Consider the following 16,120-nt stretch of genomic DNA (forward strand, 5'->3'; position numbering starts at 1 on the left):
TTATTTTGTACACCATTCATAACCAGTTGAAGCTAATACAACTTGTCCATTATATAGCTCACTAGCTTCCTTCACAAGATTCTCATGCTCACCAAAGTGTGGCAAATGAGTTAAGATTACTTGTGGAACCTCTGCAGCTGCTGCTATCTTTGCTACATCCTTGCTATTCATATGTCCAGCGTTTGTACCATCTTGGTCAGCATAAAAGCTTGATTCTGCAATAAGCAAATCGGCCTCTTTTGTAAATGGAATAAACTCCTCTTTAAAACTCGAATCTGCTGTATAAACGATCGTTGAACGGTCATCTGAAATTCTCATCGCAAAACACGGTACTGGATGAATCGTTTGTAAAAACTCAATGGTAAATGGTCCAATCTTTAAAACTTCATTAGGATTATATTCAATCCCTTTTGTTGCCTCTTTATATGTTAAGCTTTTAAATGCTTCCTCATCTAATCTGTGACCATAAATAGGAAGTGTTTTTTTCGTTCCTTTTATAAAAGAAGTCACGTGAAAGGCAAATTGAAGTGGACCGATATCTGCAACATGGTCATGGTGGTAATGCGATAAAATAACTGAATCTAAATCATCAAGAGCAATCGTTTCCTGCAGCTTTGACAGAACTGCACTGCCACAATCGACCAATAAGCGATAGTTATGTGATTCAATTAAATATCCTGATGTCGCTTCATTAACACCAGGAAAGCCTCCCCAATATCCAATAACCTTTAGCTTCATAAAATCTCTTACACCCTTTCTATATGTAAAGTAGATGTTTTCCCGCTTTTACTTTATTCAATATCTCCATTTTACTAAAGCTCTATGATGAATTCACGCTATTAAGCTTCTCGAAGAAAAAAATATCTATTGTAATAAAACAGTTGTTGACTGTTTTTAACTGTTATAATACAATGACTGTAATATAACACATAGGGGGATATAACATGTTGATTAAAATAACTGAATTTTTTAGAAATTTACCTAAAAAACGCTGTAAAGAGTGTGGCAATGAAATGGAGGAACAGCATGAATGCTACAGTAATGTTTGCCATGACTGCTTGCATATCAAAAACTTATAAACTATCATTTGCTACCTCATCTGTACTAATACAATTTGAATAAACTAAAAAAGATGGCGATTATCAATCACCATCTTTTTTTCACTGTTTCATCCTATGATGTCGCAACTAGCCTAGGCTTTATCATGGTCGATTCCCGAATCGCTAGTTTAGATGAAAATTCATGTCTTTCATATGAACGATACTGTTTTTTATGTATCTTTTCACAAATAACCTCAATCGCCTTTTGGGCCATCTCTTCTACTGGTTGAATAACAGTTGTAATCATCGGATCCATCAGTTCAGTAATTTCCATATTATCAAATCCGACTACAGCAAGATCGACAGGTATATTCCATCCATGCTTTTTTGCTTCTGAAATAAGTCCTGCAGCAACTGAATCTCCTCCAGTAAAAATAGCAGTAGGTGGATTCGTAAGACCTTTTATTTGTTGAAATACTTGTTTACCATCGGTAATTGATGATAAATGTTGAAAATAAAATTCATCATCAAAAGGATGCCCGGCCTCAGCTAAAGCGGCTTCAAATCCTCTTTTTCTCGCCTTCATTCCGATGCTTTGCGAACCGTTTGAACAGTAGGCAATTCTGCTATGGCCTTGTTCTAGTAAATGCTTGGCCACTTCATATCCACTGCAAAATTGATCCATATAAATCATCGGAATATTTCCATCCTCAAGTATTTCATTACATAACACGATCGGACCGTAATTTAAATGGTCATCAATAACTGACCAGTCATTTTCACAGGATGTCATAATCACCCCATCAACCTGTTTCGTCTTAAGAAGATCTAAATAACTACGTTCCTTATGTTTTGAAAATTGTGTTTGGCAGATGATCAACTGATAATTTTTTACAGAAGCAGCCATTTCTAATCTTTCTATCAATTGACTAAAAAATGGCGTGGAAATTTTCGGGATTAACACAGCGATTATTCCCGTCTTCTGATTTCTTAAGCTTCTTGCAGCTGAATTTGGCACATACCCCAAGTGCTTCATCGCCTGCTGAACAAGCTTTTTCTTCTCATCTGAAACATATGGGTGATCGTTAAGCACCCTTGACACAGTTGTTCTAGATAAACCCGCTAGCTTTGCGACATCTTCAATGGTAGACAAAATTTCTCCCTCCCCTTAGGCTCTATATTGCCCACCCTGCTTGACACTTGGAAACGTTTTCATATTAAATTATAAAAAAAGATGAATTATTTTTCAATCTTTTTTTATAGGAATCTATTATTTCTTCACTTGATTTTTAACGATAAATCAAATAAAAAGAGTCATTCAAACTAGAATGACTCTTTAACTAATTTTTATTGTGTTATCACTTCAGACTCAGTAAGAAGTGCTTTTTCCTTTTTAAGTTTAATCGTGAAATAGATTATCGTTCCAATCATGGCACAAATAATAAAGCTTACTAAAACAAATACTTGTGGCCATAAGGTAGAAAAGTTACCTGTAGAAATGATTGTCTTAAATCCTCTAACTGAATAAGTCATTGGTAGCCACTGATTTATTTTTTGATAACCTTCTGGAATTAACTCAAGTGGAAATGTTCCCGCACTTGTTGTTAATTGTAAAATCATAATAATGATCGCAATAAATCGGCCAGGATTATCCATTGTTGTAACTAAAAATTGGACAATCATCATAAATGTTAAACTCGTTAGAATGCTAAAGAGCATAAAAATCGGGATACTTTTAACTTCAATCCCTAACGCATATAGTAGAATCATATCTGCAAGCAAGGCTTGAATAATAGAGACAAATAATAAAACACTAAATTTACTTGCAAACCATGAGAAACCTGATTTAGGAATTCCTGCCTTTTCCCGTAATGGAAAAATAACCGTTAATAACAGTGCTCCTACAAATAAAGCAAGAGATAAGAAGTAAGGAGCAAGACCTGTTCCATAATTAGGCACATCATTTAACTCAACGGTTTTTAATTGTACTGGTTTTGATATCATGTCATATTTTTCTTCTGAACCTTTTGCATCTTTCGTTTCCTTAGTTGCATCACTCAATTTTGTTGCTAACTCATTCGTTCCTTCAGAAAGAGTGTTAACCCCATCATCAAGTTGACTAGCACCATTAGCTAATTGAACCGAGCCTTCCTCTAGCGCAACGGAACCATCTGCTAGTTGGTTAATCCCATTTAGAAGTTCTGCTCCGCCACCTTTTAATTGTTCAGTACCTGATTTTGCTTCAAGTAACTTGTCACCGAACACGTCTAAACCAGAAGTTAGCTTTGCTTGCCCTTCCTTAAGCTGAACGGCTCCATTATAAAGGCGCTCCTGCCCAGTGCTTAATTGGTTAACAGCAGACTCCACTGCTGAAACTCCATTATAAAGCTGTTCCGATTTTACAGGTAGGTCTCCTACATTATCATTCAAACTTTTTGCTCCTGCTTCAAGTTGCTCTAAACTTGTTGATAGCTCTTGACCACCTTGATTTATTGCATTTAAAGACTCAACTAGAACGACTAGTTGTTGTTTTTTGTCATCAGGTAAAGGCAAAGCTTGAAGTTCTGTGACCAATTCATTCACATTTCCTGTTACCTTTGCTAAATTTTCCGATAGATTTGCTGCACCATCACTTGCCGCTTTACTTCCATCTGCCAAAGCTTTCGTACCTTCAACAATTTGCGGCGAACTGTTTTTTAACAATTCCGTTCCACTCGTTAGTTGTGGCATTGATGTTTGTAACTGCTTTAGACCATTTAACGATTGATCCAATCCGTTCACTAATTGAGATGTTCCATTTTCAGCTTGAACTGATCCGTTGTATAACTCTGACTGTCCTTCCTTCAAAGCAGCTAAACCACTATCTAAGCTATTAATTCCATTTGTTAGTTCTCCCGTACCACTTGAAGCATCCTGCAATCCTTGCTTAAATGCTACCGATTTAGAAACAAGTCCTTGTAAGCTTTCATCTAGTTTAGCCGAGCCCTCTTTCAGGTCAGTTGAACCATCATTGATTTTTGCTGCACCATCGCTTGCTTCGTTAATCCCATCTGCCATTAATTCTATATTATCAAAAATCGTTTCTGCGTATGTTTTGGTGATCGATGTTGATACCTCTTCCTTGATTTTTTCAATCGCACTTTCACCGATTTGACCTGATATAAAATTATAGCCTTTATTCGTTTTAAACGTCATTTCTAATTTTTTCGGATTATCATCCTGCAAAGTTGTTGCATGCTCTGAAAAATTCTCAGGGATTTCTATCATCATATAATAGTCCTGATTTTCCAGTCCCTTTTCTGCTTCTTTGCTAGTTACAAATTTCCAATTAAACTTTGGATCTTCTTTAAGGTTATCTACTAGTTCCTTTCCTACCTCAAGCTTTTCTCCTTCAAATGTTGCACCTTTATCATTGTTAACAACTGCAACAGGTAATTCTTCTAGCTTTCCATAAGGATCCCAAAATGCTCCTAAATATCCACCACTATACATTAAAGGAACAAACAGTACACCAATGACAGCTATTAATACCTTTTTATTTTTGAATAATGCTTTCCACTCTTGTTTCATTAAATTCATTGCTTTACCTCCTAACTTACAGAAAAACAGAACATCCATCTTGACTAAATTATTCATTCAGTCATTTTTTTCAAAAAGAGAAGGATCATCAGCTAGATAATCCTTTAAGAAGATACTGCTCAATTATTTGTGCAATTTTTTCCTTTTCTAACGGCTCATGTCTCTTTTCCCAATCAAAAATGAGAGATACGTATAGCTTTAATAAAATAAAAGCAGCTATATCAGGGTCGCATTTCTTTAATTCCTCTTTTTCGATAGCATGAATAATCTTTTGTTTAATATAGGAAAGGATCATATCTTCAACCCTTTTAACACCTTCTTTAACCGTTGGTGTCCCAATATCATTTCCCTCTTGGAAAATTTTAATTGTTAGCTGGTGTGTCTTACGAAATTCTAAAATACTATATAATGCTTGATGAACATTTTCAGAAAAGGATCCTTCCTGATTGAAGGCATTCTCTGCGACTTCCTTCATATCTTTTAACACACCTTCAATAATTTCAAAGAAGAGCTCCTCTTTGTTTTTATAAAAGGTATATATTGTCCCTTTTCCAACATTCGCTATTTTAGATACTTGATCCATTGTCGTTGCTTTGTAGCCAAATTGTGAAAAGGATTTAGTAGCTGCCTCTACTATTAGTTGCTTACGATCAATACTCAATCGAATCACCCCTAAAAATGACCAAATGGACATTTTAGTCATTTTGTATATTCGTATTATATCATGGTTCATCGTTTTTACAACATACATTTTTCCAATTTAATGAAAAGTGCTTTTCAATTAGTATATATTTTGGATAGAATATATTAATAGTGTTAGTTCTATTAATATATGTATAGTATGATGAAATAAACGGCGTACTATGGAAAAAGAGATGAGGGGAACTATTTGAAGCTTATTTTCGGAATTCTGCTAACTGTGTTTGGTCTTATGATGACTGGTGGAACCCTAGTCGGTATATCAGAAGGGGAAAGTACAATTGCACAAGATTTTGGACCATGGCTTATTTTAGGCTTTGTCCCACTTATCGTTGGAATTGGTCTAAATATTTCATTTATTAAACATAAAAAGCAGAGCAAAAAACAATTAATCGAAAACCAAATGTTAAAATATGCAAAAAATCATAACGGATCGATTACAGCGGCTGAATTGGCAATGGAAACTTCATTAAATTTTAAAGAGGCCGAAAAGGTATTAGAGGATTTTGCCAAACAAGGAATTGCATCGCGGAAAATTTCCGAAAGTGGGATATTTGTTTACCAATTTCCAATGATCTCAGATATCGAAAAATCGTCTGCAAAAGGGATCTATGAGATTTAAAAAATAAAGCAGTTAGTCCTCACTTCGGACTAACTGCTTTATTTTTACTTACTTCCCTAATTGTTTTAACACAACTGTTGCCAGGCAATCTATAAATTCAGGCTTTGCATTTGGCATTTCAGGGCGATAATAACCTGCACCTAATTCTTCCGTAACTACTTTACATTCATAATCATTGTCATATAAAACCTCTAAATGATCAGCAACAAAACCGACTGGAGTGTAGACAAACGCTTTATATCCTTCATTGTATAGATCTCTCGTTAAATCTTGAACATCTGGTCCCAACCATGGCTCAGGTGTATTACCTGCACTTTGCCAGCCTACAGCATAGTTTTTTACTCCAGCTGCTTCTGCTATTAAATCTGCTGTTTCCTTTAATTGTTTAGGATACGGGTCACCCATTTTCGTAATTTTTTCTGGAAGACTATGAGCTGATACGACTAATACTGCTGATGCTCTTTCTTCATCACTCATGCTAGTGAATGTTTCTTTAACACGGTCAGACCAGTATTTTATAAATTTCGGCTCTTTGTACCAGCTTTCAACAGATGTTATGCTAATGCCATATTTATCTGCTTCTTCCTTTGCCCGGCCATTATAGGATTTCACACTAAATGTCGAAAAATGAGGTGCTAAGACAATACTCACCGCTTCAGTAATGCCATCTTCATGCATCTCTTTTACAGCATCTTCAATAAAAGGTTCAATATGCTTTAAACCGATAAACAACTTAAATTCAATTTCATCTTGAATATTGTTTAAGTGCTGTTCAAGCTTTTCCCCTTGGTCAACTGTAATTTTTGCAAGTGGAGAGATGCCACCAATTGCTTCATAGCGATCCTTTAAATCCTGAAGCATTTCAGGGGCTGGCTTTCGACCATGGCGAATATGTGTATAATACCGTTCAATATCCTCCTCTTTGTAAGGAGTCCCATATGCCATAACTAATAATCCCATTTTTTTCTTCAAAATTTTCACCTCTAATTAGTTCTTTATCATCTTCGGAAATATATGTTACCTATTTCACAGAAAAAATTATGCTTTCACCTTTGCATTTGATGAATATTCATGTACAAAAGATGTTAGTTTCTTTAATGTCTCAGGATTTACTTCCGGAAAAACCCCATGTCCAAGGTTAAAAATGTATCCACCTTGATCCATTCCTTGATTTAAAATTTCCCGCGCTCTTTCTTCAATTACTTCCCACGAAGAAAGGAGGATGGCAGGATCAAGATTACCTTGCAATGTTTTAGTTAAACCTTGAGAACGTGCTTCTTGAATTGGTAATCTCCAATCAAGTCCGACAACATCAAGCGGTAAATCGTGCCATTCCTTCGCTAAATGGCTTGCACCAACACCAAACATGATGAGTGGTACTTTCTCTGTTTTTAATTCAGTAAAGATTTTCTCCATTACAGGCTTAATATAATAACGGTAGTCAGCTACATTCAAAGCACCAACCCATGAATCGAAAATCTGAATTGCTTTTGCACCTGCACGAATTTGCGCTTTTACATAGGCAATGCTCGTTTCAGCTAGCTTGTCCATTAACTTAAACCATGCTTTCGGTTCTGAGTACATAAATGCCTTTGTTTTGTTATAGTTTCTCGAAGGTCCGCCTTCAATCATGTAACTAGCAAGGGTAAATGGAGCTCCTGTAAAACCGATTAAAGGTACATTAAGCTGCTCTTTCGTTAATAGCTTTATTGTGTCTAATACATACGGTACGTCTTGTTCAGGGTCTAATTCTCCTAGCCTTTCTACATCTGCTAAAGAACGAATTGGATTATCAATAACAGGTCCGATACCTGATTTAATCTCAACATCTACTCCAATTGCTGGCAGAGGAGTCATAATATCCTTATATAGGATTGCGGCATCCACACCATATTGTTCAACAGGTAATCTCGTTACATATGCACAAAGCTCTGGCTGATGAGTAATTTCAAATAGACTATATTTTTCTTTAATCGCTCGATATTCAGGCTGAGAGCGACCTGCTTGTCGCATATACCATACAGGTACATAATCTGTTTCTTCACCACGACATGCCTTTAAAAACGTGTCATTGATTTTCCGTTCAGACATCCAAAAAGTCCACCTTTCTATGTAAGGAAGCAATTGACTCCTTTATTAGATAATACTAATTATAATGTAATACTTATTCTATATTATTTTCTCATTCTATACAACTATAACGTTTACAGCTGACAAAGTATAGATGATAGAAACAAATGTCGCAAAATAGTCGAAAACCCTTTTGCAATTGGGTTTCTCTTACTTTTTACCGAGCAAATTCGGCGTATTAATTTCCTTGCCATCCCCTTCTACTTTCGTTTGAACATTATATGGGGCAACTTTATATGTTGCAGTTGAAAAGACATTTGCAAAAGGAATTTCATAGTAACCTTTCCCTTTTACAGTTCCAAGTAATTCCTGCTTGTTCCCATTCTGTTCATAAATGCGATATTCTACACGTTCATCCTTTGCCGTGTCCCATTCAAGTGTTAATGTAAGCAAGCCTAATGGAGTAAAGGTATATTTCGCTTGAACTTGTTTAATTTCCTCTAATCTAATCGGGCTTTCTAAATCGTCTACTCCCTTCGGTACTTTGAAGGCAACTTCTTGATCCCATTTAGCGGTTGTTAAAATATCCTTAAAGAGCTTTGTCGGATATGAACTCCCCTTTGTTAAGTAATGCTGTTCATCAGTTTTGTCATATCCCATCCAAACAGCACCGACGACATTCTCAGTAAAGCCGACAAACCATGCATCCTTTGCTGCACCTTCTACTGCTGTATAAGAGGTTGTCCCGGTTTTCCCGGCTAATTCTCCATTAAATTCCCCGCTTTTCGCAGTTCCTTCACTAACAACATGCTGTAGCATTCGCGTCATATCCCAAGCAGTTTGTGGTGAGTAAACCTTCTCTTCCTCATATGTATGATCTGCAATAACTTTACCATCTTGACTTTTTATTTTTTGAATGACATGTTGCTCGCTATACTTTCCATTTGTCGTAAATGTCCGATAAGCATTAGCAATTTGAATTGGTGTGACACCATCAGATAAACCACCTAAAGCAATCGCTAAGCCATCATCCTTAATCGGAATTCCTACCTTTTGCAAATACTCTTTACTTTTTTCAACTCCTAATTCAGATAACGTCCAAACAGCAGCTGCATTTTTCGAATGGATGATCGCATCAAACATCGATATATCTCCAGCATATTGTTTATCATTGTTTTCTGGTGAATAATCACCATAACTTTGCTTTTCATCCTTCAATAAGGAATAAGGTTGAAATAGCTTTGCTTCAATCGAGGGTGCATAAACGGCAATCGGTTTAAACGTTGAACCAGGTTGTCTCATAACATGAAGGCGATTTAGTCCTTTAGGTACATAATCACGACCTCCGATAGCAGCAATTACACCTCCTGTTTTATTATCTAACAAAATAAACGCACCTTGAGCCTTGTCATCAGTTCCTGGAAAGTACTCGTTCTTTTGAAACAATTCATATGCTGCTTTTTGAATATTTTGTTGGATGGGGACAGTAATTGTATAACCTCCCCTTAATAACTCTTCATTTGACAATGCATACTTCTCTTCTGCTTCATCAAAAACCATATCAATATATGTTGAAAGCCATGGACTCTCCTGCTTTTGATGGACTTGTAATTTTACAGTTTTCCCTTGAGTACGAACTGCTTCATCATAGCTAATATATTTTTGATCTGCCATTAAACTTAATATGACATTTCTCCGTTCTCTGCTTTTATCTTTATTTTCGATCGGAGAATAGGTTGACGGTGCTTTAGGAATTCCTGCGAGCAATGCCCCTTCCTCAAGGGTCAATTGTGAGACATCTTTATTAAAATACAATTTAGCAGCTGCTTGAATTCCATATGCACCATGTCCAAAGTAAACTTGATTCAAATACATCTCCAATAATTTTGATTTACTATAACGATTTTCTAAATTAATCGCAATGATTGCTTCTTTAGTCTTGCGGAGGAATGACTTTTCATTTGTTAGAAATAAATTTTTCGCTAGCTGTTGAGTAATTGTACTTCCACCTTCTACCTTACCACCAGCTAAAATATCTTTATATATAGCCCTACCTAATGCCTGAATATCGATTCCATGATGCTCATAAAAACGTTGATCCTCAACTGAAATAAAAGCCTGTTGAACATATTCAGGAACATCATTAATATCGATAAGCTCTCGATTCTCAATATATAATTTTGTTATCTCATTTCCTTCTGTATCGACAAGCGTTGACGCTGTATCCATTACTAATTTCTCTTCATCGATTACGTAATCGCCCATAAAAATAATAAATAAATACCCTAGAAATGCGAATAAAACAGTAAAAAATAAAACAATTCCTGATAAAAGAAGTTTCTTTTTCACCTATGTTCACCCCTTTTGAATTAGTATTGTTAAAATTAGGCAGGTATATGTGTCATAATCAAAAAAAGGCAAGCCGAGAAGATAATTGGTATACTTTAAAGAAATGATTGCATATTGAATGATGAGGTGAAAAACATGATGCTTTACATAACATATGGGACTGTTCATTATTTGATAAAATTAGTAGAAGCTCGCCCCGACTTAAATCTTAGGCTAATGACAAATGAGAATACAGGGATACTTTTTCACGAAACAGATGGGAAAACAATTTTTAATGAGCCAAAATCATATGAAGTATTAGATTCAAATGGCTCGCTAACTGCTGGTAGTTTCGCGGTCTTTCACCACATCCCTGTATCTCATGAAGGTAAACCTCTTTTTGAAAAACTCTTTAGCGACCGTGCACGGATAATTGAAAAACAGCAAGGCTTTTCAGCAATTCGAGTCTTACGTCCGACAAAAAACGATACTTACATTATTTTAACATTATGGGAAAAAGAACAATACTATAAGGCTTGGGTAGAATCTGATTCTTATAATGAGGCTTATCATAAGGGGCTACAAGAGAAGAGTTCATTTCTTCAACCATCTTTCGTAAAAAAATACTATGCCATCTCTTTAGAAGCATAATAAGAAACTCCTCTGCAAAATTTTCAGAGGAGTTTCTTTATTTGACATTCTATTCATTTTAGACAATATTTCCTTGGAAATAACGACGTGATTCTACATAACATTTTCAATTTCACTTATAAAACGTTTACTTATATGGCTATGTCAAAAATTATTTTGATTGGAGCGGAGGGTATGAGACTCCTGCTTAGAGAAGCTTGTCAAAGTGAGAACTTACAGGTGCATGTGTTTAAGAATCCCGGTCCCTCTCGAGGAAATCGAATGCCTCCAGTTAAAATTCAACATCAAAGTATAACAGTATCTTTTTTTAAAAATAAGATAAGACTTGTTGCTTATCTTTTAAACTTTTCAAGAAATCTCGTCGGATATTCACTAGGTAGTTTGCTAACTTCATCCAATCTATCCCATTGTTCTTTCGTTAACCTCCAACCTATACTGCCGATGTTTTCGTCAAATTGTTCTAAACTAGTGGCACCAAATATCGGTGAAGTAATTTCCTCCTTATTTAATAACCAATTTAACGCAACTTGTGCTGGTGGTTTATCAAGCTCATTTGATATCTTTTGTACTTCATTTAATATCGCAAAATTCCTTTCCGTTGAACGATACTCCCAGCTTGATTCACCGCCACCATTCGCTAATCTCCCACTTGATGGTGTAACACCTGCCTGGTATTTACCTGTTAAAAAGCCACCTCCAATTGGTGCCCAAGGGATGACACCGACATTTTCCTCTTTACATAAAGGAAGAACTTCACGATCCATTTCACGATTAATTAAGCTATATTGTGGTTGCACAGAAATAAAACGGACAAGATTATGATAGTCACTATACGCTAACGCCTTCATCATTTGCCATGCTAAAAAATTTGAACATCCTATGTATCGAACCTTACCGGAAGAAACTAAGTCATCTAAAGTTCGAATTGTTTCCTCAATTGGTGTTATATTATCCCAAACATGTAATTGATAAAGATCAATATAATCTGTATTTAAACGTTTAAGGCTTTGTTCAACACCTTCCATAATTCTTCTTCGCGAATAACCAAAATCATTTGGATGTGGACCTACACGCATTCTTACCTTTGTTGCAAGCACAACCTCTGATCGTCTTTCCTTAATTGCCTTCCCAACAATTTGCTCTGATTCTCCTCCAACATAAACATCCGCTGTATCAATAAAGTTCCCGCCTTCATCAAGAAACTTATGAATCATCTTAATTGAATCAGATTCATTAACCTCTTTTCCGAAGGTCATCGTACCTAAGCAAAGCTCTGAAACTAGCAAACCGCTTTTTCCAAGTACTTTATATTCCATTTTCTTCACTCCTTAACGCAATTTTCATTCTAGTTTTGTATATTCTAGATTTAACGTATTATTCCTTTAAATGAATAAAGAAAGAAAAAAAGCCTATGAAAATTTCATAAGCTTAAATAATTGATTATTCATTTACAAATTGAATTTCATCTGTATTCCCATTTACAACTACATCTTTTGGAATTTGAATATAGAGAACAGGATTGCTATAAATCTCGCTATCCTCTAAGAAAACATTACTTGAATCCTTTTCTGTTGTAAATTGATTAATAGTAAATTCTTTAGAAAATTTCGCTAATCGAATTTCCTTTTGTTTAGGATTCCTTATTGTTAAACTCTCTTCTTTTATGTCTATTAAACTCGGTTCCTCCTGATTTGTTAAATCTACATGTTGTATAATCGTTTTTGATTGATATTGCGTTATCTGAATACTATTATCGTTTTCATCTTTTCTTTCTATTAATATTAAAATTGGATAATAATAATCTTCCTCTTCCCTGTTTATTTCAAGATGTTTACCTTCAAAAGGGAATTCCCACTGTTTCAATATCGTAACCCCGTCGATTTTATCTTTATCAATTCGCTTTCCTTCAAATGCAGCCGTGGATAAGTAATCCGCTGCTCGCTTAGCCTTATTTATTTCCTCTTCACTTACACTAAAATTTGCTGAATTACGAACTGGGAGGAAATAAGATATAGGAACTGATACAATCAAAAGGAAACAATATAATATGAACACCCATTTTACATTTACTTTTTGAATAATGGTTGACCTTTTCGCAAATTTAATCGATAGAAAAATTACTGCGATGATGAGTAAAACTAAAACAAATGGAACAAATGCTGCAACAATCATTGTCTAACCTCCATTCTATTAGAGAGACCGATAGAAAAACAAAATAATAGAATTGAAGTAATGAAAATCTTTAGAAAAAAGATAAACAAAGAATCTTCATTCAAATAGAATTCACCTATTTCAACGATGAGCGTTGTCTCTTCACTAGTATTTGCTGTTAAGAATAAATAACTCAAAAATAATATAGGTAGTAATACTTTAAACCATTTACTTAACTGAACGACAGTTCCAATAAAATATCCAAATGAAGATAGTAAGATCATGTATAAACTTGTGACAAATATCCCTAATATTATTTCTGTTATATTAATATTTGTTAGTATGACAAAACCTTCATCTACGAAGAAAAACATAACAACCTTTAATAAATAGCCAGATAAAAGAGCGGTAATTCCTCCAATTAAACTGGCAAGTATTAAGAAGAAGATATTTGCAAGATTCCTACTTAGGCGGTTTGAAATAAAAGTAAAGTCATCATTTCTATAAGCCTTTGTCGTGATAGTAATCGCGCTAATAAAGCCCCATAGCATTGTAAATATAATGACAATATTTCCAGTGTAATTATTTAGAGATAATGAAAATGCATTTCCAACTGTCCCCATCGAGCTGCTTCCATTCAAAGACATCAGTAATCCAAATACTTGAACTATTAATAATGAGCTGAATAGACCAATATAAGCTTTTACTTTATACTTAAATTGGTTCATAACTACATCTGCAAATTTAACCTCTGTTAAATACATCATCAATTCCTCCTTTCGTTTTAGCAGTAAGAAATGTGCTTAAATCATCTGAGGCAACAGAGGATATGGTAATACCATTAAAACTTAGACGCTGCCTCTCTTCATTTGTTAAAGTATTTTTTATTACGAGATATTGATCATCAATCCCAATCGTTTTTCTATGAATTATTTCTTTATTAACTATCAATTTGTTAATCATCTTTTCCTTTCCCTGGAGTCCAAGCGCATATTCCTTGAAATCCGCCATTGGCATATGTAATAACTCTTTACCTTCATTAATTAATAAAATATCCTCTAATAAATCTTCAATTTCATTTAATAAATGACTTGAAAGAATAATAGTTCTCGGGTATTCAAGATAGTCCTTTAATAACGCTCGGTAAAAATCCTTTCTAACCGAGGTATCCATTCCAGTTGTTGGTTCATCAAGAATCGTTAACGGACATTTTGCTGAGAGCGCTAAAATCATATTAAACGTGCTTTTCATTCCTTTAGAAAGATGATAATAGTGTTGTTTAGGATGAAATGAAAAATAAGAAAAAAGTCTTTTGGCAAGCTCATCATCCCAATTTACATAAACTGCTGCTGCAGATTGTAGGATATCCTTTAACGTTAATGTATTAGGAAAATACATTTGATCGTCAATATAGATCCTATTTGCAGATACCTTCAAATTATTGAAGGGATTTTCGGAAAACACTTTTATACTGCCTGAAGATTCACGAATAAAACCAGCGATGATTTTTAAAAGTGTTGTTTTACCCGCACCATTTCTACCGATTAAGCCAGTAATTTTATTAGTTCCGATTGTAAAAGACAATTCATTTAATGCTTTCTTTTGATCATACATTTTCGATAGTTTCTCACATTCAATAACGTTCATTAACGGCTCCTCCTATCACGATTGGCTTCCTTAATCATCTTAACTAGCTCTTCTTCTGATATTTTTAATCTTTCTGCTTCTATCACAATTTCACTAACTAAATTTTTTAAAGTTTGATTTTTCCTTTTATTAAGAATGATCTCTTTCGCATTAGTCGATACAAACATCCCAAGTCCCCTCTTTTTGTACAAAATCGACTCCTCCGCTAACAAATTTAAGCCCTTTGCAGCTGTTGCGGGATTGATATTAAACATATCTGCTAGCTGATATTGGGAATAGATTTTTCCATCCTCCAAAATGTTCTCACTTAATATTTCATTCTCTAACCACTCTGCAATTTGTATATAAATTGGTTTCGTTCCATCCGAATTCAGCATCAAGTATAAAACCTCCCTCCAATTAACAACCAACCCAGTGCATTACTGTTGTAATGTACTATATACTAATTTCCATTTTATTTCAATACAAAATTTCCCCTACATTACCTTTTTTAACCACTAAAAAAGTTCACGACTATATTCGCGAACTTTTATGAATTGATAATATAAATGTTCTAGATGGGAAATAAAAAAAAGACCAGTATCTCTACTGATCTTTTACACACTTCATATTAAATAAGCGGGTGAAGGGAATCGAACCCTCATCATCAGCTTGGAAGGCTGAGGTTTTACCACTAAACTACACCCGCACGTAAAAATAAATGGTGGAGGGGGGCAGATTCGAACTGCCGAACCCGAAGGAGCGGATTTACAGTCCGCCGCGTTTAGCCACTTCGCTACCCCTCCATCATGGGTAGATAATTACAATATTTTTTATGGAGGAGGAAGGGGGATTCGAACCCCCGCGGGCTTTGACACCCCTGTCGGTTTTCAAGACCGATCCCTTCAGCCGGACTTGGGTATTCCTCCAAATTTATTATGGCGCGCCCGAGAGGAGTCGAACCCCTAACCTTTTGATCCGTAGTCAAACGCTCTATCCAATTGAGCTACGGGCGCATCATCAAATGATAAAAGTATTTTTAAATAATAATCGTTGCCTCAGCAGCGACTTAATTATCCTATCACTTTATTATTTTTTTGTCAACGGAATTTCACAAAAAAATAATGATTAATTTTTCTGAATTATTATTTCAATATACTAGTTTCTTTATTAAACAGTTGCAACCTTTTAAAAACAAATGGATGAATGACCGAAGGATCTTACAAATAAAAATAAAAATGAACGCTACAATTAAATTTCTTTGATTAATTAATACCGAAAATATTATGGAGTATATGTGCTTTGATTAAATATAATATTTGCTTGTATTAAATTTACATTAAACATAACAATG

15 protein-coding genes and 4 tRNA genes are annotated in these 16,120 nt (G+C 34.9%); 3 read left to right on the top strand and 16 right to left on the bottom strand.

Going from position 1 to position 16,120, the window contains the following annotated elements:
* Window positions 1–738 carry an MBL fold metallo-hydrolase gene (locus ACTJJ9_RS05515; protein WP_145581452.1) on the bottom strand — a complete coding sequence of 246 codons (738 nt, stop codon included), beginning with the start codon at window positions 736–738 and terminating at the stop codon, window positions 1–3.
* A 206-nt stretch (window positions 739–944) separates the two neighbouring features.
* Between ACTJJ9_RS05515 and yhfH the strand changes: the two genes are divergently transcribed.
* Entirely contained in the window at window positions 945–1,079 is a 135-nt protein-coding gene (yhfH, locus tag ACTJJ9_RS05520) for a protein YhfH (RefSeq protein WP_095303629.1), read from the top strand.
* Between the two features lie 94 nt (window positions 1,080–1,173).
* On the opposite strand, the gene ACTJJ9_RS05525 is transcribed toward yhfH, so the two are convergent.
* The 3 genes from ACTJJ9_RS05525 to ACTJJ9_RS05535 all read right to left on the bottom strand — a co-directional run bounded on the left by ACTJJ9_RS05525 (window position 1,174) and on the right by ACTJJ9_RS05535 (window position 5,280).
* Window positions 1,174–2,193, bottom strand: coding sequence for a LacI family DNA-binding transcriptional regulator (locus tag ACTJJ9_RS05525; RefSeq protein ID WP_145581453.1), 1,020 nt, complete (start codon window positions 2,191–2,193; stop codon window positions 1,174–1,176).
* Between the two features lie 194 nt (window positions 2,194–2,387).
* Window positions 2,388–4,619: a YhgE/Pip family protein gene (locus tag ACTJJ9_RS05530; RefSeq protein WP_440768493.1), complete on the bottom strand. Its 2,232-nt coding sequence runs from the start codon at window positions 4,617–4,619 to the stop codon at window positions 2,388–2,390.
* Window positions 4,620–4,707: 88 nt separating this feature from the next.
* Complete coding sequence (locus tag ACTJJ9_RS05535) at window positions 4,708–5,280, bottom strand: TetR/AcrR family transcriptional regulator (protein WP_095300968.1); 573 nt, start codon at window positions 5,278–5,280, stop codon at window positions 4,708–4,710.
* 228 nt (window positions 5,281–5,508) lie between these two features.
* On the opposite strand from ACTJJ9_RS05535, the gene ACTJJ9_RS05540 reads away from it, so the two are divergent.
* Complete coding sequence (locus ACTJJ9_RS05540) at window positions 5,509–5,940, top strand: hypothetical protein (RefSeq protein WP_440768494.1); 432 nt, start codon at window positions 5,509–5,511, stop codon at window positions 5,938–5,940.
* 48 nt (window positions 5,941–5,988) lie between these two features.
* Here ACTJJ9_RS05540 and hemH read toward each other — a convergent pair whose 3' ends face one another.
* From hemH to ACTJJ9_RS05555, 3 genes are all read right to left on the bottom strand, one after another.
* Window positions 5,989–6,915 (bottom strand): ferrochelatase, encoded by a 927-nt coding sequence (gene hemH, locus ACTJJ9_RS05545; RefSeq protein ID WP_440768534.1) that lies wholly within the window; start codon window positions 6,913–6,915, stop codon window positions 5,989–5,991.
* Between the two features lie 63 nt (window positions 6,916–6,978).
* Window positions 6,979–8,031 carry a uroporphyrinogen decarboxylase gene (gene hemE, locus ACTJJ9_RS05550; RefSeq protein WP_440768495.1) on the bottom strand — a complete coding sequence of 351 codons (1,053 nt, stop codon included), beginning with the start codon at window positions 8,029–8,031 and terminating at the stop codon, window positions 6,979–6,981.
* A gap of 189 nt (window positions 8,032–8,220) precedes the next feature.
* On the bottom strand, window positions 8,221–10,359 hold the full coding sequence (locus ACTJJ9_RS05555) for a transglycosylase domain-containing protein (RefSeq protein WP_440768496.1): 2,139 nt from the start codon (window positions 10,357–10,359) through the stop codon (window positions 8,221–8,223).
* 135 nt (window positions 10,360–10,494) lie between these two features.
* Here ACTJJ9_RS05555 and ACTJJ9_RS05560 point away from each other — a divergent pair, with 135 nt between their 5' ends.
* Entirely contained in the window at window positions 10,495–10,989 is a 495-nt protein-coding gene (locus ACTJJ9_RS05560) for an antibiotic biosynthesis monooxygenase family protein (protein WP_440768497.1), read from the top strand.
* A 332-nt stretch (window positions 10,990–11,321) separates the two neighbouring features.
* Here ACTJJ9_RS05560 and ACTJJ9_RS05565 read toward each other — a convergent pair whose 3' ends face one another.
* From ACTJJ9_RS05565 to ACTJJ9_RS05605, 9 genes are all read right to left on the bottom strand, one after another.
* A complete protein-coding gene (locus ACTJJ9_RS05565; protein ID WP_095300972.1) occupies window positions 11,322–12,305 on the bottom strand; it encodes an aldo/keto reductase in 984 nt (327 codons plus the stop codon).
* 124 nt (window positions 12,306–12,429) lie between these two features.
* Window positions 12,430–13,161 (bottom strand): hypothetical protein, encoded by a 732-nt coding sequence (locus tag ACTJJ9_RS05570; protein ID WP_440768498.1) that lies wholly within the window; start codon window positions 13,159–13,161, stop codon window positions 12,430–12,432.
* A complete protein-coding gene (locus ACTJJ9_RS05575) occupies window positions 13,158–13,907 on the bottom strand; it encodes a hypothetical protein (protein ID WP_141231526.1) in 750 nt (249 codons plus the stop codon). The genes ACTJJ9_RS05570 and ACTJJ9_RS05575 overlap by 4 nt, the downstream gene beginning before the upstream one ends.
* Window positions 13,885–14,787 (bottom strand): ABC transporter ATP-binding protein, encoded by a 903-nt coding sequence (locus tag ACTJJ9_RS05580; protein WP_440768499.1) that lies wholly within the window; start codon window positions 14,785–14,787, stop codon window positions 13,885–13,887. The genes ACTJJ9_RS05575 and ACTJJ9_RS05580 overlap by 23 nt, the downstream gene beginning before the upstream one ends.
* Window positions 14,787–15,167 carry a GntR family transcriptional regulator gene (locus ACTJJ9_RS05585; protein ID WP_440768500.1) on the bottom strand — a complete coding sequence of 127 codons (381 nt, stop codon included), beginning with the start codon at window positions 15,165–15,167 and terminating at the stop codon, window positions 14,787–14,789. Before ACTJJ9_RS05585 ends, ACTJJ9_RS05580 begins: the two co-directional genes overlap by 1 nt.
* A gap of 237 nt (window positions 15,168–15,404) precedes the next feature.
* A tRNA-Gly gene (locus tag ACTJJ9_RS05590) sits at window positions 15,405–15,475 on the bottom strand.
* A 13-nt stretch (window positions 15,476–15,488) separates the two neighbouring features.
* Window positions 15,489–15,572: transfer RNA gene (locus ACTJJ9_RS05595), tRNA-Tyr, on the bottom strand.
* A gap of 30 nt (window positions 15,573–15,602) precedes the next feature.
* Window positions 15,603–15,695, bottom strand: a tRNA-Ser gene (locus ACTJJ9_RS05600).
* 10 nt (window positions 15,696–15,705) lie between these two features.
* Window positions 15,706–15,782: transfer RNA gene (locus ACTJJ9_RS05605), tRNA-Arg, on the bottom strand.
* Window positions 15,783–16,120 lie beyond the last annotated feature (338 nt).

Origin of the sequence: Metabacillus sp. 22489, assembly GCF_052044855.1 — a bacterium.
Classification (GTDB): Bacteria; Bacillota; Bacilli; order Bacillales; family Bacillaceae; genus Metabacillus; species Metabacillus niabensis.

Coding starts and splice junctions, on each gene's coding strand:
- ACTJJ9_RS05515 (WP_145581452.1), bottom strand. CDS start 738: ATGAAGCTAAAGGTTATTGGATATTGGGGAGGCTTTCCTGGTGTTAAT.
- yhfH (WP_095303629.1), top strand. CDS start 945: ATGTTGATTAAAATAACTGAATTTTTTAGAAATTTACCTAAAAAACGC.
- ACTJJ9_RS05530 (WP_440768493.1), bottom strand. CDS start 4,619: ATGAATTTAATGAAACAAGAGTGGAAAGCATTATTCAAAAATAAAAAG.
- hemE (WP_440768495.1), bottom strand. CDS start 8,031: ATGTCTGAACGGAAAATCAATGACACGTTTTTAAAGGCATGTCGTGGT.
- ACTJJ9_RS05560 (WP_440768497.1), top strand. CDS start 10,495: ATGATGCTTTACATAACATATGGGACTGTTCATTATTTGATAAAATTA.
- ACTJJ9_RS05565 (WP_095300972.1), bottom strand. CDS start 12,305: ATGGAATATAAAGTACTTGGAAAAAGCGGTTTGCTAGTTTCAGAGCTT.
- ACTJJ9_RS05570 (WP_440768498.1), bottom strand. CDS start 13,161: ATGATTGTTGCAGCATTTGTTCCATTTGTTTTAGTTTTACTCATCATC.
- ACTJJ9_RS05575 (WP_141231526.1), bottom strand. CDS start 13,907: ATGATGTATTTAACAGAGGTTAAATTTGCAGATGTAGTTATGAACCAA.
- ACTJJ9_RS05580 (WP_440768499.1), bottom strand. CDS start 14,787: ATGAACGTTATTGAATGTGAGAAACTATCGAAAATGTATGATCAAAAG.